Raw genomic sequence first — 19,776 nt, 5'->3', positions numbered from 1 at the left:
CGATGGAGATCGTCGATTCCGCCTCACAGGAACATCGCCGATCTCCCTTTCGCGCTCGGTTCATCGGATCACTGGCAAACGGCCGGGATCGCCGGTAAACTCGGTCGTGGCATAGCACCCACGCGGCCACTCGTCGCCCCTGGTTTCGACAGGGCGTAGCAGAGGCAGTCGCATGCGTCCTCCGCGGGCGCTGTTGGTGGATGATTTCCCGATCGATACGGAAGTTTCTAAACATCACGTCAAGGAAAGAAGATCTTTCCAGAGAACCTCGGCTATATCCGGAGCAGCTGATACACAAGGGAGGATCGACATGGCTGGGTCTGTCGACAGGCGTGGGTTCCTCAAAGGATCGGCGGCTCTCGCAACCGGCGTCGTCGCTGGATTCTCCTGCGTCGAGGTCGCGGCGGCAGCCCCGATCGAGGTGCCGACAGTCGACAAGCTGGCGTTGCGCGTCCTGATCGACTCGGCCCACGATCAGTTCCTCAAGCCGTCCACCCTCCAGGGTGTGTCCCACCAGCCGCCGGGCAGCGGACGCGGCAGCGACTATCGTAAGGTTCTGCACAATCAGTGGGGCCTGTCGCTTTTTGCCGAATCCCAGCGCGCGGACGAAGGCCGCACGATCCTGCTCGATTTCGGCTACAGCCCCGATGCCCTCCTCAACAACATCGAGATTCTGAAGGTCGATCCGACCAGGGTCGATGCGCTCGTGGTCAGCCACGGCCACCACGACCATTATGGCGGTCTGACTGGATTTCTCGACCGGTACAGGAATTCGCTCGCCCCCGATCTGAAGCTTTATGCCGGAGGCGAGGATAACTTCTGCCACCGCGTGAGCCCGAGCGGTGTGCAGGGCCAGTTCACGGATTTCGGCCAGCTCGACCGGCGCGAGCTGGCTGCGCAAAGGGTCACGACTGTCTTGTGTGAGGCGCCGACTGTGATCGCCGGCCACGCCTTCACCACGGGGCAGATCAAGCGCTCTTCGATCGAGCGCATCTTGCCCAATACCTTCGTCGAGCGCGGCCTGAAGGACGGGCTGGGCTGCGACGCGACCCACTATTCGCCCGCAGAGCTGCAGGGAAAGATCATCCCGGACGAGCACGTTCACGAGCACGCCACCTGCTTCAACATCAGGGGCAAGGGTCTCGTGGTGATCAGTTCCTGCGGCCATGTGGGGATCGTCAACTCGGTCCGTCAGGCCCAAGACGTTTCCGGTGTCGAGAAGGTCCACGCCATCGTGGGCGGCTTCCACCTCGGGCCGGCGCCCAAGGACTACCTGACCCAGGTTGTGGCCGAGATCAAAAAATTGAACCCCGACGTCGTCATCCCGATGCATTGCAGCGGCCTGAACTTCGCGCTCGAGGCGCAAGCGCAGATGCCGGACCACGTGATCGTACCGACGACGGGCAGCCGGCTCACGTTCGGTGCATAGCTCCGCAGGGGCGGCGCTGCTGCTTTGCCTCCTCGGCGCCAGCCTGATCGTGCCGGCGCGGGGCGAGAGCCCACGACGGTCCGCGACCGAGTTGATGGACGTGCTGATGTGGAACCGCGAGCCGGTCGGAGGACCGTTCGGGCTTCTCGACCACGAGGGACGCGCCCGCACGCAGGACGACTTCCGCGGCAAGATCCTGATCGTCTATTTCGGATTTGCCGCCTGTCCGGACGTCTGCCCCACCGATCTCACGGAGATCGGCCGTGCCCTGACCCTGCTGGGGCCGGACGGCGAGGCGATACAGCCGATCTTCGTCACCCTCGATCCCGAGCGTGACACTGCGGCCCTTCTCGCGGAATATGTGCCGAGCTTCCATCCGCGCCTGATCGGCCTGACGGGAAGCCCGGAGGCGATCCGTCAGATGGCGGATGCCTACAAGGTCTTCTTCGAAAAGGTTGAACGTCCGGATGGTGGCTACACCATCGACCACTCGGCCTTCATTTACCTGATGGACCGCTCGGGCAATTATCTCGGTTTCTTCCCGCCGGGGACCTCGGCAGAGCGGATGTTGGCGATCATCGAGCCGCACCTCGCGCGGCCTCGCAATGGTCAGGCATCAAATTCGATGGACCGCGCGGATGACCGGACGCGGCTACCGTCGCGCTGCCGCCCGGAGAAGTAGACCGGCCGGAAGCCGAACCGCGCGTTTTCGGGATCGACGACCAGACTGCCGACGAGGTCGCGCGGAAGCGGGTCCTCGGTCAGCCGTTCGAGGGCCAGGACCAGGTCGGTCCCGCCGAGGTCGAGCCGGAATGCGCCCTGCTCCACGCGCTCCCGGCCTGTGCATTCCCAGCGGAAGCTCGGTGCGTGCACCAAGGGAGCCGGCTGGCGGGGGTCGCCGACCTTCACAAACCCGCCGACCGTCCCCTCCACGAGAAAGATACTGCTGGCGAATGGGATGAATCGCCGGGCTGCCGATGCCGTTCGCGGCCGGATCGACTGGAAGGACCTGCTCGCCCTCGAACTCCCCGATCCGGGCTTCGACGCGTCCGTCCTGAGCGAGTTCCGCACCCGCCTCGTGGTCGGCCACGCCGAGGCGCTGTTGTTCGACACGCTCCTCGCCTTGTGCCGCGACCGAGGCCTTCTGACCCGGCGCGGCCGCCAGCGCACCGACGCCACTCATGTCTTGGGCTCCGTGCGCAGCCTCAACCGGCTCGGCTGTGTCCTTGAGACGCTCCGCGCCGCCCTCAACGCCCTGGCCGTCGTCGCCCCCGATTGGCTACGTGCTCACCCACATCCGGATTGGGTCGACCGCTACACGCGGCGCGCCGACGACCTCCATGTGCCCCAGGCCGAGGCGGCCCGTCTCGCCTTCGCCGAAGCTGTGGGACACGACGGACACGCGCTTCTGACCGCGCTCACGGCGCCCGACGCGCTCCCTGGTTGCACGACGTGCCGGCCATCGCCGTGCTGCGGCGCGTCTGGATGCAGAACTTCATCTGCTCCGAGGTCGAGGGGCGATCACCGGGCTCCGGCGCCTCCTCGGTACGATGGCGGACAGCGGCGGAGGGCTTGCCGCCTTCGCTGCTCATGGTCGCCTCGCCCTACGATCCGGACATCCACGACGCCAAGAAGCGCACGACGAGCGGGGTCGGGTACAAGGTCCACCTCACCGAGACCTGCGATGATGACCGACCGCCCTTGATCACGCACGTGACGACCACGCCCGCACCCGTCGTCGATCGCGCCACCTTGGCCCCCCTGCACGCGGCACTCGCGGCGAGGAAGCTGTTGCCGGCCCGGCATCTCGTCGATGCCGCTTACCTCGACGCCGATCAACGCGTAGCCGCGGCCCGCGAACACGCCGTTGCACTCGTGGGACCGGCACCCAAGGACAACCAGTGGCAGGCCCGCACGGCAGGGGCGCTCACGATCGCGCAGTTCACCTTCGACTGGGATCGGCGGGTGGCGACTTGCCCGGCCGGGCAGACGAGCGAGAGCTGGACAGACGAGCACAACGCGGGCCGCACCGTGATGCGCGTGCGCTTCTCGACGCGGCACTGCAAGGTCTGCGCGCTCCGGCGATGGCGGCCCAATCGAGAGCGATCTTCGCCAGCAGGACACAGCAGGAGTTCCGGCTCGAGATGTCAGGCTTGCTGCCCGAACGCGGAGCGATCGCCGCGCCGGGGCCGATCCGAACCAGCAGGGTGCATGTCGTGTCCATACAACGGGAGCTGACACGCACGGTGGCTCGCGGATAGGCCGGGGCTGAGCGGTTGCCAGAGACGGGTCGTTCGCTCTGCAGGCACATCCCGCGTCAGGAAGTCTCGGACGGCCCACTCCATCGCGATGTCGGATACGACCTGGCTGCTGCTCTCAGGCGAGGTGCCAGCCCACCTCGATCTGCCCAGCCAGGTGCAGGCGAGCTTCGGGGCTCTCCGCGATCGCGATCGCAACCTCGGCTCTTGACGCGCCGTGGCTCAGCGCGCTGAGCCAATACTCTTCACCGTTTGCTTCCGCCGAGCGGCCCAGCGCATTCAGGTACAAGCTATCCACGTATTGCGCGTCGTCTTGTGCGGTCGGATGAAGGCTTGCGTACTCCGGAGAGTTGAGGAAGGACTGCGCGATAGCAGTCTCGGACGTGCCGCCGTGCGCTGCCGTCTCGAAGCTCTGCAGCCCGGCTGCGTCCGGGGCACGATCGAGCAGACCGTAGTACAACCGCGCCATGTCCGAATTCGTCGCGTCAGCCACGAACACACCGGCATTCAGCGCCGGCTGCAAATGTCCTACGAATTCGTCCGAGAATACGAAGCTGTCCGCTACGTCGGCGCGCGAGGCACCTGCATCGAGTGCGCTGACCCAACTCTGAACCCCCTCCATGTCACCATGGCGGCCTAACACTGTTTCGTAGAGCTGCTCGACATAGCCGGCGTTGTCTGCCGCGTTGAGGTGCATCTGCCCCTCCGCCGAGTTGAGAAAAGCCTGCGTGATGGCGTGCAGGCTTGCACCGTTGTTCAAGGCCGATGCCCACCCTTCCCCGCCGAGTGCATCCGGCGCACGGTCGAGAAGGGCCTCGTAGAGGGCGTACACCTCGCCGGCCATGCCGTGAATATCGTGGCTCACGGAGCCGAAGTACTGTTGATTCTGCACCTCGGCGGTGTCGCTGCCTGTCCCTGCGGTCGTGCCGTCACCCGTGGTGTCCCCACCGGCCATGCCGCCACTGGTAGACCCACCTCCCGCAGACCCGCCGCCTGTCGTGCCTCCGCCCGTGGATCCTCCTCCCGTGTCTTCCCCGCCCGTCGCCACCGTGTCGATTCCAGTGATCGTGATCGTCTCGGTCTGCGGCACGATTGCCCCATGCGCGTCCCTAACGTCGTAGGACACGACAATCGTTTCTTGTGCCCCCGCACCGAGTGCGCTGAAGGCAGCGTCCTTCGGATCGATGGTCAGCGTGTGGGCACCGTCGAAACTCAATCCTGCTGGCACCGTGGCGGATGCCGCCGCATCGCCAACCGCATAGGTGAGGTTGGCGGCGGTCAGCGTGGCGGTCTCGCCATCGTCGGGATCAGACACGCCGCCGAGCAGATCGTAGCTCGTGCTCGCCCCGCCTTCGGCAACGGACGCCGTGAGAGCAGCGGAAACCACAGGCGCGTCATTCGCTCCCGTGATCGTCAGCGTCTCCGTTTGCGCCGCCTTCGCGCCCTGAGGATCGACGACGTCATAACCCAACACGATGGTCTGCGTGACGCCCAGCGCTAAATGGCCGAAGGCGGCGTTCGTAGGATCGACCGTCAGCGTGTGCGTGGCAGCATCGTAGCTGAGGCCAGCCGGTGCGACCGAGGTAGGATCTGCCGCATCCACCGTGTAGGTGAGGTTGGCCGCAGCGAGCTTCCCAACGTCGGCAGCGTCCGGATCCGAAGCACCCAGCAAGAGGTCATAGCTCGCGGACCCTCCGCCCTCCGTCACGGCAGCTGTCAGCGGAGCGGCAACCGCCGGCGGCTGATTGGTCGGTGGTGTCGTCGGTGTCATCGTTACGGTGACCGTGTGCTCGCCGAGACCCGTCAGGGTCACCGTGAGCTGATCGCCACTTTGAACAGAAGCAAGATCAGTACCGGCTGCGCTCGTGACTTTGACGTCCTGGTTCGTCGGATCCTTAAGGTCGACAATGTAATTACCTTCGCCGACGACCTTGAACGTGAGGTTCGCTCCGTCGCCAGTAACGCTCTCAAGTTCGGCGCGGTCGGCGATCTTGGTGAGATGCGTGACATCGTCGGCCGTCGCGCCAAGACTGATTGTGAAGGTGCCCCCGTCCTTGTCGACGAAGACGCTGTCGTCGTCGTAGGCGTAGTAACCACTGACGCTCTTGATCTTGGAGCCTGCATCGACGCCGCTGAGATCAAGCGCGAACTTCCCGGCATCGGCAGTGCCCACCATGGCCGTCACGACCTTCGCCGTCGCATCGTAACTGTATTGCAGCGTCGAGGCGTCAAAGTTGGCGACGCGCTGGGCCAGATCGTCGAGCGTCACAAATTCCGCACCAGCGCGGTAGGCCTGGGCGATAAAGTCTGTGTACATCTGCATCGTATAGTTCGACGTTGCCCCTGGATCGAGCGGCCAACTCGTCGGCCCATAGTCGTGCCAGGGCCAGACCACGATCGGTAAATTGGAATGGGCTGTGTCGGTCGTCCACTCGGCGTTCCACTCCGCTTCTGCCTGGGCTACGGTGAGGTGCTGAAAGTCGATGAGCGTGTAATCGAAGGAAGTGTCGGGAGCGATGTAGACCTTCGCGTCGTCGGGCGTGAGGTGTCCAATCGCTCCGGGATATCCAGCTCCAACGAGCGTCGCTCCACCTGTGATGTAGTTGTAATACTGTTCGATGTCTTGTGAGGTTGCAACGTACTCTGGATTGCCAGGAACTGCCGCACCATCAATGTTGACGCCAAGCTGCTGTTCGATCGTCGCCTTCGAGCCTTGAAATTCGGCCTGAATTTGAGCCGCAGTCAACGAGTTCGTGTCCTCCGGATGAGTAACGGAGTGCGAACCGATCTCGTTGCCCATCGCAAGCAATTGGTCGTAGTACGGCTTGGAGACTGACCAGTTCGTTTGGCTTCCGTCAGTACCATCGCCGACGTCAATGTAGTAGGAGCCGACGAAGTTATAGTCGTGCTTCCATTGGGCAAGGATCGGAAGAAGTTTGTCGTAGATACCGGCGCTACCGTCCTCGGGCTTGACATCCGTGGACTCCTTTGCCTGATCCATGTCCGTGCGCGAAGCGACGACTGCCTTGTCGCGGCTCATGTGCAGGCTGACAGTAGGACCGCTCGTCGGATCGACGACGGACTCGATCGCGTGCTGGAGCATGTTGTTGTCGCCAAGCAGACTCTCGTTGGCGAAGTGGACATTCGTCCCGCCCGTTACGGTGCTGACGACGGCCTCGTGCGTGCTCGTGGCGCCCCCCTCGGTTACCGTCTGCGTCGCGATCACGGTGGGCGCCTTACCATCGGCGCTCGCGTACCAAGAACTGCTCATAGCGTTGTAGTGTCGGACGAGCTCGTTCGCCTGGTAGCCGGTGAAGCCGTCCCCGGTCGCAGTGATGTCGACCGGATCACCGCCGACTGTAGCGGTACCGCCCTCGCGCGTCAGGTCGAGCAGCGTCTTCATGCGGATGTAAGGGTCACCACTGAGCGCTGCGCCAGTCTCATCGTTCGTCATGAAGTCGCCGGCCGTGATCAGGCTGACGTGATAGGTGTTGACTGCCTCCGTCAGCACGTTCGTGATTTGGGCGACGTCAGCCGCCGGTACGTCTTTGAACGAGGGAAAGACGATAGCTTCGTAGCCAGCAATCTTCGAAATGTCCTTGAGATCGGACTCGGACAGCACGTCGAAAGGAACACCCGCGGCCGCCGCTTGGTTCTGCGCCGCCATAAAGAGCTGCGAGTACGCCGTTTCACCAGCTGCGCCGCCTCCAAAGTAGAGGTTGGCTGACGTTGCAGAGTAGACGATTGCGATCTTATGCGCATTCGGCGCAGCCACCGGCAGCGAAGCAGGATCGTTGATCGTGTAGGTCGTTGCAGCGTAGTCCGCCGGCAGGAAAGCCGCGTCGTTGACGTCAGCCTTGAGGTCGAGCCCGGGCGTCGTGTCTTTGATCGTGGCGAGCGGGATCGAGAACTCGATCGTCTGCTTGTTCGCGCTGAAGGCATAATCGGCGACCGGACCGATCAGTGCCGTCGTACTGTCGTAGAGGTAAGGAACTCCGCCAACGAAATTGACGTAGTACTCTGCACCGGTTCCTGCGCCTGTGTAAGCCTGAAGACCGGTGCTGCTGTCCTGATCCGTGTTGAGCCAGAAGGTCGTATTGTCCGAGATCGCGACCGGTGCTTGAAGAGCAAAGACGTAAGACTTCGTCGCCGTTGTCCCGGTGCCCTGGGTATCGATCGTGCCGTAGAGTTGGTAGCCGGTGGTCCCGGTTCCGGGCAGATCGAGCCGCTCGGCCGAGGTCCAATCACTCAGATTACCGTCCAGAGTGTGCGACATGTCTGTACTCCTCCGATCTGATCGGCATTGAGCTCGCCATGAATTGGCTAAAGAACAAACCGTTCTGATCGCGATAGATCGAGTAGAAGCTTGGGCAATGGCTGTCCAAAAATCTTCTAGATTGGTGGAGTGTCAGTCAATCGATCCAAAGGTGGTACTATGTATTTCCGATTGTTTCTGAAAACATGTGGGGAGACAAACACATTATTTCAGATTGTTTCTGGAATGACGTGGGAAATGAACACATTTGGATCCGCGGCAATCTGGATAGTTTGGCGCACCAAATCGTTAGGGCATTCCAGAGGGGCGGTCTTACGCTCGGCGATGTGCTTGATACTGCAAGAGATGCAGATTGAGCCCGGCTCCCTCAGTCAAAGGCCCGGGTGTGGTCGACTGGTTCTGGACCATGGTGATTGCGAAGATCAGTCAGGACCAAAGGAGCTCGTGCACATCCACCAACATTCTGATCAGAGACGTGTTCGCTATCCGGTTGCGATTGCACAAGAAATGACGCCGCGCGCCGTACCTTCCTAAAGCGACATCACAGGAGAGGTGTGGCGGGGGCTGAGACCGAGCGCAGATCACGTGGTGGTAATAAGGCGCCAGATTAAGAGGCAAACGGCATAGCGCACAAGCGTCGTCGTCGTGTGCAAGCAGGCGGGGTTATGCGTTCCAATGACATTCCTGCCGTGCCATCCTCGCCGAAAAGGGAGGATGACCATGACGCAGGGACTTCAGCGATTTGGGATTACGTCTGGCTTAATGGCGGTCGCGCTGGCGCTCACGGGCGCCGCTACCGCACAGGAGGTAAAGCGCACTGAGCTCGGGCGCTCACCAGTCTCGGGCGTCGAGGGCAAGGAGATCGTCGTCCAGCTTGTCGAGATCCCACCGGGCGCCACCTCCTACCGCCACTTCCACAACGGCGAAGAGGTCTTCTACGTCCTCGAGGGCGGCATCGCGCAAATGCCCGGCAAGGAAGCGAAGGAGCGTCCCGCGGGCGAACACGGCATCAACCAGCGCGAGGTGCCGCACGCCGGCTACACGGTGACCGGTGACAAGCCGGTCAAGATCCTCTCCGTCTACGTCGTCGATAAGGGAAAGGCGCTTCAGGTGCCTGTCCCATGAGGCGTCTGCATAACGAATATGGGGAGCTTCGTGGACCGGCTGATTTTCGGTTCCATAAATAGGCTTGCGCGAGGGCAATCGGTCGAATTGTGCGAATGTCGCAGTCTCGCGCTTGCCTGGGCACCATAGCGCGACCTTGGTAGTCCCGTAGACGAATTGTCCAATTCGAGATGCCGGCTATCCTCGAATGCCGAGCGATCACAGTGCAGCTGCTTGCGCGTTCCGTTGTAAGGACTCTCGATGCGTCTCGCTTTGGTGATCACATTCCTTCTCACCACCGGGTCGGTTCCGGTCCACGCAGATCTAGACCGTCAGGTGCTCTGGATCGCGCTGCAAACCTGCGTCTTGGCCAAGAAAACCACTGGCCGCACGTTTCCGTGCCTTGCCGTCGATCTCGGTAGCTCAGAACGGGCAGGCACGGCCGTTCTGAGAGCGCCAGGGCAGCCGACCCATATTGTCGTGATGCCGACCGAGCGCGTCGTGGGGCTTGAGGCCCCCGAGTTGCAGCACGAGAGCGGCAATGCCTACTGGCGCGCCGCGCTGGCGGCCCGGCACTTCGTCACCGATGCCCTGAAAGGCGCGACACCTTCCGAGGATGTGGGCTTAGCCGTAAACTCGGAGGGCGGCCGCAGCCAGGATCAGCTGCACATCCACCTCGACTGTGCGAAGCCCAGCGTGCGGGCAGCGCTGCGAGTTTATGCGCCCAGCATACACGGGAGTTGGGCTCCGATGCCGATTGCTCTTCAAGGCAGCCGCTTCTTCGCGATGCGGATCAGGGCGGCTGACGTTGAGAGCTTCAACCCTTTTGCTGCACTCGCGCGCCTGCCGGGCCGGCGGCCCGATCTGGTCCAGACGAGCTTCGGGGTCATCAGCACGCCTGCCGATGACCCGGAGACGGGCTTGTTCCTGTTGGCCTACCGGGCTCCTGACGCCCATGCAGAGATGCTGCTGGATCACTCATGCTCGACCGTTGCCAAGGCGGCTGCTCGTTGACCATCGTGGAGAACCGGGCGGACAGCGCAGTGGGTGGTGGGCCGGCGGCTCCATGATTTCCCTTACGCGAAGGAAACGGCGCGAGCTATGCCAACTCGCGCGTCACAGCTTTGCCGTCTGACCCGATCGAAGTGACGGCAAAGCCGGTCGCTTCCGCTAATGGCCGTGATCCCGGGAGTGCGCCACGCGGTGGCTGCGCCGCTCGTCGTAGAACCCGTAGCCGCGGGGATGACCGTATCCATAACCGTGATGGTGATAACCCCCACCGTGCCCACGGCCGCGGTCTGCGCCAAAGCCCCCATACTTGTCGCGGTGCCGGCTGTGTTGCCCGCTGTCGTCCTTCGCCGGATTGGCAGACGCCTCGCCCAGCGAGCCCACGAGGCTCAAGCCTACCGCGGCAGCCATCCAGAACGATCTCATGTCACGTCTCCTTTCGCTTCTCAGGGCGAAAAACGTCGAGAGCAACTGAAAAGGTCAATCTGCCAGATCTCGGCCTTCGCGGTCGCTCGGAACTGCCGCTTCCTACCGCATGTTATGCGAAGCGCCGGCTGAGCTATCTGACGGCTCCATAACACCCAATCAGCGCGAGCCGTAGGGCGGCGGGCCGCACGGCTCCATGAACGACCTTGCGCGGGCTGGGCGGCCTAACAAGGTCCAGTGTAGGTCACCGCATCGAGGATGATGTGAAGCCCTGTGTAGGTCACAGCTGCTTCCCATGGAGGTTGCAGGACCATCACGAACCCGCAGACGTTAGGTGGGGAAAAGCTACCTCATCCGGGTTGTCTCTGCGGGGTCACCGCCATGCCCCACCCGTTCATCGATCTCGCTCCAGATGTGCAGGCGGCCCTCGACGCCCGCCCCCGTCATGGCGCTCAAATCCAAGATCATCACCCACGGCATGCCCTATCCGCAGAACGTCAAGACGGCGCGCGATGTGGAGGCCGTGGTGCGCCAGAACGGGGCAGTGCCGGCCACCGTCGCGGTCATCGGCGGGCGCATCCGCGTCGGCCTACCCGATGAGGTCCTGGGCTGGCTCAGCACGGCGACGGACATCCTGAAGCTGAGCGAGCCGATCTGCCCTACGCCGTTGCGAGCAGGCGGCACAGGTCCATCACGGTCGCGGCGACCATGATCTGCGCGCACCTGGCCGGCATCCGCGTGTTGGCAACAGGTGGCATCGGGGGCGTCCATCGCGGTGTGGAGGCGACGCTTGATATCTCGGCAGACCTCGACGAGCTCGCCCGCACGCCGGTGGCGGTCGTTTGCGCTGGTGCCAAGGCGATCCTCGATCTGCCCCGCACCCGAGAGTATCTGGAGACGCGCGGGGGGCCCGTCGTAAGCTACGGCACGGATCGCTTCCCCGTCTGCCGGAGCCGCGATAGCGGGCTGCCCTCGCCGCTGCGGCTCGACACGCCGGAGGCGATCACCGAGTTGTTGCGGACCAAGGAGGCGCGAAGCTTAAGCGGCGGGATGCTCGTGGCGAACCCAGTGCCGCAGGCCGACGAGATCCCCACCGTGGAGATAGCGGGGCTGATTGAGGCGGCCCTGGCGCAGGATGATGTGGCTGGAGTCTCTGGCAAGGCCGCGACACCCATTCTGCTCTCCGGCATCCTCGCGCTGACAGGCGGCCGCAGCCTCGCCACCAACGTCGCCCTCGTCAAGAACAACGCGGCGCTCGCCGCCCGAGTCGCTGTGGCGCTCCAGGGTTCACCGACCGGATAGACCCCATCACCCTGCGGCGTGATCCACTGAACCGCGGGCATCCCTCATCTCCAGAGGCGGGCGCAGTGCTCGGCCAACTCATAGCGGCACAGGCCGATGTCTTCGAGCAGCCGGTCATCGAGTACCGCGAGCTCCTGATACGCTCTGCGCCGTTCGCGCCAGAAGTGAATGGTACGGGTGATTGAGGCCAGCATCATGGATCTCCAGACCAGTGGCCGCTAAAATGCGCTGGGCGCACGGGCTGATCTGTGAGGCTGGTCACGCTGGCGCTCATCGGCGTCGTGAGCGACGCCGGTCCGCTCCTCCTACCGAGGTGCTGTCCGAAGCGGCCGGGCTCCCGGCTCTGCCGCGTCCCGTCTCCTCCCTACGTGGCAGCAGGCCGGATTGAAAATCGTCCAGCCGACCGGGTCTGAGTGAGAGGATCCCCACGGAGAAGATCTGGCGTAGGGGTAAAGGCTTGGTCTGCCGATACCCGTCGCGTTACCCGCCTCCGAATTCAGGTTCTGGCGATTTCTGAAATTTGGATCTAAGTCTCTGATGAGATTGGTGAGCGCGCTGGGACTCGAACCCAGGACCTACAGATTAAAAGTCCGTTGCTCTACCAGCTGAGCTACGCGCTCGCATCCGCCGCGCATCGGGCCGTGGGGCCGGGCTCGGAGGAAGGCGTGGCCCGCAATAGGCGAGCGGTTCCATGGGGTCAACCGCGGGCGGATGCGACGAAGCCGCGGGCGGCGGCGGGCTGCCCTGCGGCCGCCATGCTCGCGTGACAGGGCGCTCGGGCGATGACGATTCCGATCCCGCCCGCAGGCCCGCCGGGGCCCCCGTCCCGCCGCCCCGGCGCCGCGCCCACCCAGGCGGCGTGGCGGCGCTTCGCCCTCGCCTTCGCGAGCCTTGCGGGCGCGCTCGGGCTCGGGGCGATCGGGTTCATCGCCGCCATGGACCCCTACGGTCTGCGCGCGGCGCCGGGGCGGGTGCCGGGTCCGATCATGGATCTCAACCAGCGCTTCATGTATCCGCAGATCGTGCGCGGGGGCGGCTACGACGCCGCATTGTTCGGCACCTCCACGGCGCGGCTGCTCGACCCGCGCGACCTCGACGCGGCCTTCGGGGCACGGTTCGCCAACCTCGCCATGAATGCGGCGACGCCCTTCGAGCAGCGGGAACTCGCGCGCCTGTTCCTGCGCCAGGGCCCGGCCCGCGCCGTGATCTTCGCCCTCGACTCGACCTGGTGCGCCGCCGACGCCGACCGGCACCGCCTCACCTTCCGGCCCTTCCCGCCCTGGCTCTACGCGCCCGACGCGCCCCTCGGGATGCTCCGGCAAGTCAATTGGCAGAGCCTCGGCACCGCCGCCCGCGTGGCGCTGCACCGGCTCGGCCGCGCCCCCGCCCGCATCCGGGGCGACGGCTACGCCGTGTTCACGCCCCCCGAGGCGAGCTACGACGCCGCCCGCGCCGCCGCCCACATCCACGGCGGCGGCAACCCGCTCCTGGCGGACGGACTGAGCGAGCCGGCGGAGACGGCCGCGGCCGACGCGGCGATGCCCGCCCTCGCCTGGCTCGACGCGCTCCTCGCCGCCGTGCCGCGGGAGGCCGTGACGCTCGCCGCCTTCATGCCCGTGCACGCTGCCGCGCAGGGGCGGCCCGGAACCCCGCAGGGCACGCGCGAGGCCGCCTGCAAGGCGCAGGTGGCGGAGATCGGCCGCCGTCACGGGGCGACGGTGGTGGATTTCCGCATCCCCTCCCCGGTCACGACCACGGACGCGAATTACTGGGACGCCCTGCACTATCGCCTGCCCGTGGCCGCCCGCATCGTGGCGGGGCTCCGGGCTGCCCGCGCCACGGGCCGCGACGACCCCGAGGGCTTCTACCGGGTCCTCGCGCATCCCTGAGCCGGACAGGCTCGCGGAGGGGCCTCCACCGCGAGCCGCTGAGCACAAAACGACGGCTATCCGGGCCGGATTGGACAGTTTTGCCGCAACAGTGCGCAGGTTCGGCGGCGCAGGAATGGTCCTGCTTCACCGTTCGTGAAGTCTGGCAAGAGATGATCGAAGCGTATCCAAGTTTGGGGTCACGGCAACTCTTGGTAGAAATCTCCGAATTGCAGGGATCCCGCGCGCGGGATCGCGGTCGGATGCCGGGTTTGTTGCCTGTCCCCAGCGCTGGACGTTCGGTGCCCGCGCACCCGCTGTCCGACCTTACGCCGAGAGCGAGACCATGAGAGCCGCCCAGCCAGGCGTCAGTCCCGATCCGATGTACCGGCTTCTGGTGCAGGGCGTTCGCGACTACGCGATCTACATGCTCGATCCGGACGGCGTCGTGACCAACTGGAACGCCGGCGCCGAGCGGGCCAAGGGCTACCGCGCCGAGGAGATCGTAGGGCGGACCTTCGCGTGCTTCTACGGGCCCGCGGAGCGCGCGGCGGGCGCGCCGGAGCGCAACCTCGCGGTCGCCCGGCGCGAGGGCCGCTTCGAGGACGAGGGATGGCGCCTGCGCAAGGACGGCAGCCAGTTCTGGGCGCATGTCGTGATCGACGCGATCCACGACGAGGACGGCTGCCTCGTGGGGTTTGCCAAGATCACCCGCGACCGCACCGAGCAGAGAGCGGCTGCGGAGCGGCTGCGCGAGACCTCCGAGAACCTGAACCTCGCCCTCTCCCACATGTCGCAGGGCTTGTACCTCCTGGATGCCCAGGGGCGCCTCGTGCTCTGCAACGACCGCTTCCGGGAGATTCTCGGGCTCGGCGAGGACGAGACCGCGCGAGGCACCGCCTTCCCGGGCCTCCTGCGGCGCGTCCTGGCCCGGAGCCGCGCCCTGCGCGGTCCGGCCGGGCGCGGCATGCGCCGCACGCGGCGGTCCCCCGTGATGACGGCGGTCTTCGGGAGCGACGTCGCGGAGATCGCCCTCGGCGAGCAGATCCTCCTGATCGCGACCCGGGGCCTGCCGACGGGCGGCACGGTCTCGACGATCGAGGACGTCACGGAACGGCGGCGGATCGAGAACCGGATCTTCCACCTCGCCCATCACGATTCCCTGACGGGGCTCGCCAACCGCGCCGCCTTCAACGCCTATCTGGACAACCTACTCGCCGAGACGGGCGCCGCCACCGTGCTCAGCCTCGACCTCGACCGGTTCAAGGCCGTCAACGACACGTTCGGGCATCCGGCGGGCGACGTGCTCCTCAACGCCGTGGCGGAGCGCCTGCGCGACAGCCTGCGCGAGGTCGACCTGGTCGCCCGGCTCGGCGGCGACGAGTTCGTGGTCGTGCTGGCCGATCCCGGCCCCGAGCCGGAGCGGGCGGCCCGGGCGGTCGCCGAGCGCATCATCGCGATGGTCGGACGGCCCGTCGACCTCGACGGACAGAGCGCGCAGATCGGCGTCAGCATCGGCATCGCGATCGCTCCGAGGGACGGGCGGGATGCGGGCACGCTGTTCCGGCACGCGGACATCGCGCTCTATCGGGCGAAGGCCGCGGGCCGCAACACCCACTGCTTCTACGAGGCCGGGATGAGCGCGCTGCTCGCCAGCCGCAACCGCCTCGAGCTCGACCTGCGCCAGGCCGTGAGCGCGGGCGAGTTCCAGCTGCAATACCAGCCGGCCCTGGACCTCGGGCGCCGCACCGTGAGCGGCTGCGAGGCCCTGGTGCGCTGGGTGCACCCGAGGCGCGGCCTGATCGGGCCGGGCGAGTTCATCCCGCTGGCCGAGGAGACGGGCCTGATCGTGCCCCTCGGCGCATGGATCCTGCACGAGGCCTGCCGGGAAGCCGCCGCCTGGCCGGATGCCCTGCGGGTCGCCGTCAACGTCTCGGCGGTGCAGTTCGAGCGGCCGGGCCTGGAGCACAACGTAGCCGCGGCTCTGGCCGTCTCCGGCCTCGCCCCGAACCGGCTGGAGCTCGAGATCACCGAGAGCGTGCTGATGCGCGACAGCGAGGCGGTGATCGCCTGCCTGCACCGGCTGCGGGCCCTCGGCGTGCGCATCGCCCTCGACGATTTCGGCACCGGCTACTCGTCGCTCGGCTACCTGCGCCGCTTTCCCTTCGACCGGATCAAGATCGACCGCAGCTTCATCAGCGAGATCGACGCGCGCGAGACGGCCGCGATCGTGCGCGCCATCGTGAGCCTCGGCGGCGATCTCGGCGCCCGGATCACCGCCGAGGGGGTGGAGACGCCGGACCAGCTGAACTTCGTGCACCGGATGGGCTGCCAGGAGATGCAGGGCTACCTCTTGAGCTGTCCCCTCCCGGTCCCGGAGCTGCGGTGCTTCCTCGCCCGCACGCCGGCGCTGGAGCGGGCCGCCTGAGGCCGGCCTCAAGCCCGGCGGATCGCCTTTACGGAGCGGCGCGCCCGGCTTCCGCCCGCGCCCAGTTGTCCCGGGTCTCGGCCGCGAACCCGGCGAGGCGGCCCGCCGCGATCGCGGCGCGCATCCCCGCCATCAGATCCTGGTAATAGGCGAGGTTGTTCCAGGTCAGCAGCATCATGCCGAGGATCTCGTCCGAGCGGACGAGATGGTGCAGGTAGGCGCGGGAATAGTCGCGGGCGGCGGGGCAGGACGCGGTCTCGTCGAGGGGCCGCGTGTCCTCGGCGTGGCGGGCGTTGCGCAGGTTGACCCGGCCCTGGCGCGTGTAGGCGAGGCCGTGGCGCCCGGCCCGCGTCGGCATCACGCAATCGAACATGTCGATGCCGCGCGCCACGGACCGCATCAGGTCGTCGGGGGTGCCGACGCCCATGAGGTAGCGGGGCTTGCCCGCCGGCAGGTGCGGCTCCACCGCCTCGATCATGGCGAGCATCACGGCCTGCGGCTCGCCCACCGCGAGGCCGCCGATCGCGTAGCCCTTGAGGTCGAGATCGACGAGGCCCCGGGCGCTCTCGACCCGCAGGGCCGGCACGTCGCCCCCCTGCACGATGCCGAACATCGCCTTGCCGGGCTGCTCCCCGAAGGCGGCGCGGCAGCGCTCGGCCCAGCGCAGCGACAGGCGCATGGCGCGCTCCACCTCGGCGGGCTCCGCGGGCAGCCGCACGCACTCGTCGAGCTGCATCTGGATGTCGGAGCCGAGCAGCCCCTGGATCTCGATCGAGCGCTCCGGGCTCATGTGGTGGGCCGAGCCGTCCACGTGCGAGCGGAAGGTGACGCCCTGCTCGTCGAGTTTCCGCAGGCTCGCCAGCGACATCACCTGGAAGCCGCCGGAATCCGTGAGGATCGGCCCGTCCCAGCCCATGAACCGGTGCAGGCCGCCGAGGCGGGCCATCCGCTCGGGGCCGGGCCGCAGCATCAGGTGGTAGGTGTTGCCGAGCACGACGTCGGCGCCGAGGTCGCGGACCTGCCCGGGGTACATCGCCTTGACGGTGGCGGCCGTGCCGACCGGCATGAAGGCGGGCGTGCGGACGACGCCCCGCGGCATCGTGATGGCGCCGGTGCGGGCCGCGCCGTCGGTCGCGTCGACCCGGAACGCGAAGGCGTCGGTGGGCGTGTGGTCTGACATCAGGTGGTTCCGGCCGGGAAGAGCAGGCTCGAATCGCCGTAGGAGTAGAACCGGTACTCGGACCGGATCGCGTGGGCGTAGGCCGCCCGCATGGTGTCGAGCCCCGAGAAGGCCGAGACCAGCATGAACAGGGTCGAGCGGGGCAGGTGGAAGTTCGTCATCAGGGCATCGACCGCGCGGATCGGCACGCCCGGGGTGATGAAGATCTCGGTCGGCCCCGAGAAGGCGCGCAGGCGCCCCTCCGCGTCCGCCGCGCTCTCGAGGAGCCGCAGGGCCGTGGTCCCGACCGCCACGATCCGCCCGCCCGCCGCCCGGGTCGCGTTGAGCCGCGCGGCGGTCTCCGCGTCGAGATGCCCGATCTCGGCATGCATGCGGTGGTCGGCGGTGTCGTCGGCCTTGACGGGCAGGAAGGTGCCGGCCCCCACATGCAGCGTCACGGTGTGGCGCGACAGGCCGGCGGCGTCGATCCGCGCCAGGAGGTCTTCGGAGAAGTGCAGGCCCGCGGTCGGGGCCGCGACCGCTCCGGGCTCGCGGGCGAAGACCGTCTGGTAATCGGTGGCATCCTGGGCATCGGCCGCGCGCTTGCCGGCGATGTAGGGGGGCAGCGGCAGGGTGCCGAGCGCCGCGACGCGCTCGTCGAGCACCGGTCCGGACAGGTCGAAGCGCAGGCCGATCTCGCCGCCCTCGCCCTTCTCGATCAGCGTCGCGGTGAGGCCGCCGAGCTCGCACGGGGCGCCCGCGGCCGCGTGCCCGAACCGCAGGATGTCGCCCACCGCGAGGCGCTTGCCCGGCCGCGCGAAGGCGCGCCAGCGATCGGGCGCCGCGCGCAGGTGCAGCATCACCTCGGCCCGCAGGCCGGGGGCGCCGGGGCGGGTGCGCCAGGCCGCGAGCCGGGCCGGGATCACCCGGGTGTCGTTGAAGACCAGGGCGTCGCCCGGGCGCAGCAGGTCGGGCAGGTCGCGGACCCCGCGGTCCTCCAGGGGGCCGCCGGGGCGCACCACGAGGAGGCGGCCGGCATCGCGCGGGCTGGCGGGCCGCAGCGCGATGCGTGCCTCCGGCAGCTCGAAATCGAACAGATCCACACGCATGGGGCGCCAACTGCACGGATTGGCCCGCCGGATCAATGCCGCGCGCCGACACGGCGGCGCGGACGGCCGGACCCGGCTTGACCGCGGCCCCGCCCCGGCCGCCAATGCACGCGGCAGGCGAAGAGGCCTCGGACGGGGAGTGGCAACCGTGGACGAACGCCCGACGGGACGCCGCGCCAGGGTCACCCTGGACGCGCAGCTCGTGACCTACTGGGACCGGGAGGCGGCGCGCCTCGACGCGCTGGCCGCGAAGGCCCGCTTCGGCTGGATCGCGCGTCGCTACCGGCGCAAGGCCGAGCAGGCCCGCGCCCAGGCCGCGCGCAGCCGCGCCCGCGAGGCGGCCCGGGGCGCCCCAACCGCGCTCCCCGACGAGACGGCCTGAGGCGCCCCGGGGCGGTCCGCCCTATAGCTCCGGCTAAGACCTTTGCCGTGGCCTTCCGGGGGCGTGGGCCTGTAGGGGCTCGGGCGGATCGGGCCGCCGGCCCGCGATCTCCGCCGGACACCTGTCGAACCCCATGGAACGGACCCAGAAAGCCGCCCTCACCGGTGCCCTCGTGGGCACCCTCGTGACGGGCCTGAAGTTCGGCGCCTGGTGGCTGACCGGCAGCCTCGCGCTCTACTCGGATGCCCTGGAGAGCATCATCAACGTGGTGGCCGCCGCCTGCGCCTTCGTGGCCCTGCGGGTGGCGGCCTCGCCCCCCGATGCCGACCACCCCTACGGCCACCACAAGGCCGAGTACTTCTCGGCGGTGATCGAGGGGGCGCTGATCATCGTGGCGGCGCTCCTGATCCTGCGGGAGGCCGCCGGCGGCATCCTGGCGCCGAAGGCCGTCGACGCGCCGATCCTCGGCCTCGCCGTCAACGCGCTGGCGACGCTGATCAACGGTGCCTGGGCCGTGGTGCTGATGCGCCGCGGCCGGGCCTGGCGCTCCCCCGCCCTGATGGCCGATGCCCGCCACGTGATGGCCGACGTGTTCACCTCGGGCGGCGTGCTCGTCGGCCTCGCCCTCGTGGCCGTCACGGGCGCCCTCGTGCTCGACCCGATCGTGGCGGGCCTCGTCGCCCTCAACATCCTGTGGTCGGGCTGGGGCATGGTGCGGGAATCGATCGACGGCCTGATGGACCGGGCGGCGCCGGCCGACATGGTCGCGCAGATCCGCGGCCTCATCTCGATCCACGGCGCCGGGGCCCTGGAGGCGCACGACATGCGCACCCGCCACGCGGGCCAGGCGACCTTCATCGATTTCCACCTCGTGGTGCCGGGCGAGATGAGCGTGCAGGAATCCCACGCCATCTGCGACCGGCTGGAGGACGCGATCGAGGGCGCCATCGCGGGCGCCGTGGTGGTCATCCATGTCGAGCCGGCCGAGCACGCCAAGCAGCGGGGCGTGCCGGTGCTGTGAGGCCGG

Annotated in this window: 13 protein-coding genes, 1 tRNA gene and 2 pseudogenes; 10 read left to right on the top strand and 6 right to left on the bottom strand. The window is 67.1% G+C overall.

Annotated elements, in window-relative coordinates; genetic code table 11:
• Positions 1 to 310: 310 nt before the first annotated feature.
• Together F6X51_RS07900 and F6X51_RS07895 are read left to right on the top strand one after the other, a co-directional pair.
• On the top strand, positions 311 to 1,429 hold the full coding sequence (locus tag F6X51_RS07900; protein WP_150962689.1) for an MBL fold metallo-hydrolase: 1,119 nt from the start codon (positions 311 to 313) through the stop codon (positions 1,427 to 1,429).
• 94 nt (positions 1,430 to 1,523) lie between these two features.
• The gene (locus F6X51_RS07895) at positions 1,524 to 2,111 is read left to right on the top strand and encodes an SCO family protein (RefSeq protein ID WP_150962688.1); all 588 of its coding nucleotides are present in this window, start codon (positions 1,524 to 1,526) and stop codon (positions 2,109 to 2,111) included.
• On the opposite strand, the gene F6X51_RS07890 is transcribed toward F6X51_RS07895, so the two are convergent.
• Complete coding sequence (locus F6X51_RS07890; RefSeq protein WP_246696714.1) at positions 2,039 to 2,362, bottom strand: hypothetical protein; 324 nt, start codon at positions 2,360 to 2,362, stop codon at positions 2,039 to 2,041. The two genes, F6X51_RS07895 and F6X51_RS07890, sit on opposite strands and share 73 nt — an antisense overlap.
• Before the next feature lie 19 nt (positions 2,363 to 2,381).
• Here F6X51_RS07890 and F6X51_RS29170 point away from each other — a divergent pair.
• Positions 2,382 to 3,511, top strand: a pseudogene (locus F6X51_RS29170) (transposase); the annotation flags it as partial.
• A gap of 294 nt (positions 3,512 to 3,805) precedes the next feature.
• Here F6X51_RS29170 and F6X51_RS07880 read toward each other — a convergent pair.
• Entirely contained in the window at positions 3,806 to 7,963 is a 4,158-nt protein-coding gene (locus tag F6X51_RS07880; protein ID WP_150962686.1) for a DUF4214 domain-containing protein, read from the bottom strand.
• A 714-nt stretch (positions 7,964 to 8,677) separates the two neighbouring features.
• Between F6X51_RS07880 and F6X51_RS07875 the strand changes: the two genes are divergently transcribed.
• The 3 genes and pseudogenes from F6X51_RS07875 to F6X51_RS07865 all read left to right on the top strand — a co-directional run bounded on the left by F6X51_RS07875 (position 8,678) and on the right by F6X51_RS07865 (position 11,803).
• A complete protein-coding gene (locus tag F6X51_RS07875; RefSeq protein WP_246696680.1) occupies positions 8,678 to 9,088 on the top strand; it encodes a cupin domain-containing protein in 411 nt (136 codons plus the stop codon).
• 240 nt (positions 9,089 to 9,328) lie between these two features.
• A complete protein-coding gene (locus F6X51_RS07870) occupies positions 9,329 to 10,081 on the top strand; it encodes a CDP-diacylglycerol diphosphatase (RefSeq protein WP_150962685.1) in 753 nt (250 codons plus the stop codon).
• Between the two features lie 832 nt (positions 10,082 to 10,913).
• Positions 10,914 to 11,803, top strand: a pseudogene (locus F6X51_RS07865) (pseudouridine-5'-phosphate glycosidase).
• Between the two features lie 44 nt (positions 11,804 to 11,847).
• On the opposite strand, the gene F6X51_RS07860 reads toward F6X51_RS07865, so the two are convergent.
• Both F6X51_RS07860 and F6X51_RS07855 read right to left on the bottom strand, forming a co-directional pair.
• Entirely contained in the window at positions 11,848 to 11,997 is a 150-nt protein-coding gene (locus F6X51_RS07860) for a DUF1127 domain-containing protein (protein ID WP_150962684.1), read from the bottom strand.
• Between the two features lie 350 nt (positions 11,998 to 12,347).
• A tRNA-Lys gene (locus F6X51_RS07855) sits at positions 12,348 to 12,423 on the bottom strand.
• Between the two features lie 162 nt (positions 12,424 to 12,585).
• On the opposite strand from F6X51_RS07855, the gene F6X51_RS07850 reads away from it, so the two are divergent.
• Positions 12,586 to 13,692, top strand: coding sequence for a hypothetical protein (locus tag F6X51_RS07850; RefSeq protein WP_150962683.1), 1,107 nt, complete (start codon positions 12,586 to 12,588; stop codon positions 13,690 to 13,692).
• Between the two features lie 325 nt (positions 13,693 to 14,017).
• Positions 14,018 to 16,099, top strand: a complete 2,082-nt coding sequence (locus F6X51_RS07845) for a putative bifunctional diguanylate cyclase/phosphodiesterase (protein WP_150962682.1) — start codon at positions 14,018 to 14,020, stop codon at positions 16,097 to 16,099.
• A 28-nt stretch (positions 16,100 to 16,127) separates the two neighbouring features.
• Here the strand turns inward: F6X51_RS07845 and tgt are convergent, their stop codons facing one another.
• Positions 16,128 to 17,279 carry a tRNA guanosine(34) transglycosylase Tgt gene (tgt, locus tag F6X51_RS07840; protein ID WP_150962681.1) on the bottom strand — a complete coding sequence of 384 codons (1,152 nt, stop codon included), beginning with the start codon at positions 17,277 to 17,279 and terminating at the stop codon, positions 16,128 to 16,130.
• Positions 17,279 to 18,367, bottom strand: a complete 1,089-nt coding sequence (gene queA, locus F6X51_RS07835) for a tRNA preQ1(34) S-adenosylmethionine ribosyltransferase-isomerase QueA (RefSeq protein WP_150962680.1) — start codon at positions 18,365 to 18,367, stop codon at positions 17,279 to 17,281. Before queA ends, tgt begins: the two co-directional genes overlap by 1 nt.
• A gap of 148 nt (positions 18,368 to 18,515) precedes the next feature.
• Between queA and F6X51_RS07830 the strand changes: the two genes are divergently transcribed.
• The gene (locus F6X51_RS07830) at positions 18,516 to 18,749 is read left to right on the top strand and encodes a hypothetical protein (RefSeq protein ID WP_150962679.1); all 234 of its coding nucleotides are present in this window, start codon (positions 18,516 to 18,518) and stop codon (positions 18,747 to 18,749) included.
• Between the two features lie 133 nt (positions 18,750 to 18,882).
• Positions 18,883 to 19,770 (top strand): cation diffusion facilitator family transporter, encoded by an 888-nt coding sequence (locus tag F6X51_RS07825; protein ID WP_150962678.1) that lies wholly within the window; start codon positions 18,883 to 18,885, stop codon positions 19,768 to 19,770.
• The last annotated feature ends 6 nt before the right edge of the window (positions 19,771 to 19,776 follow it).

Source organism: Methylobacterium planeticum, assembly GCF_008806345.1.
Taxonomy (GTDB): domain Bacteria; phylum Pseudomonadota; class Alphaproteobacteria; order Rhizobiales; family Beijerinckiaceae; genus Methylobacterium; species Methylobacterium planeticum.
The sequence above is the reverse complement of the archived record's forward strand: the minus strand, read 5'-3'. Positions and strand labels throughout refer to the sequence as shown.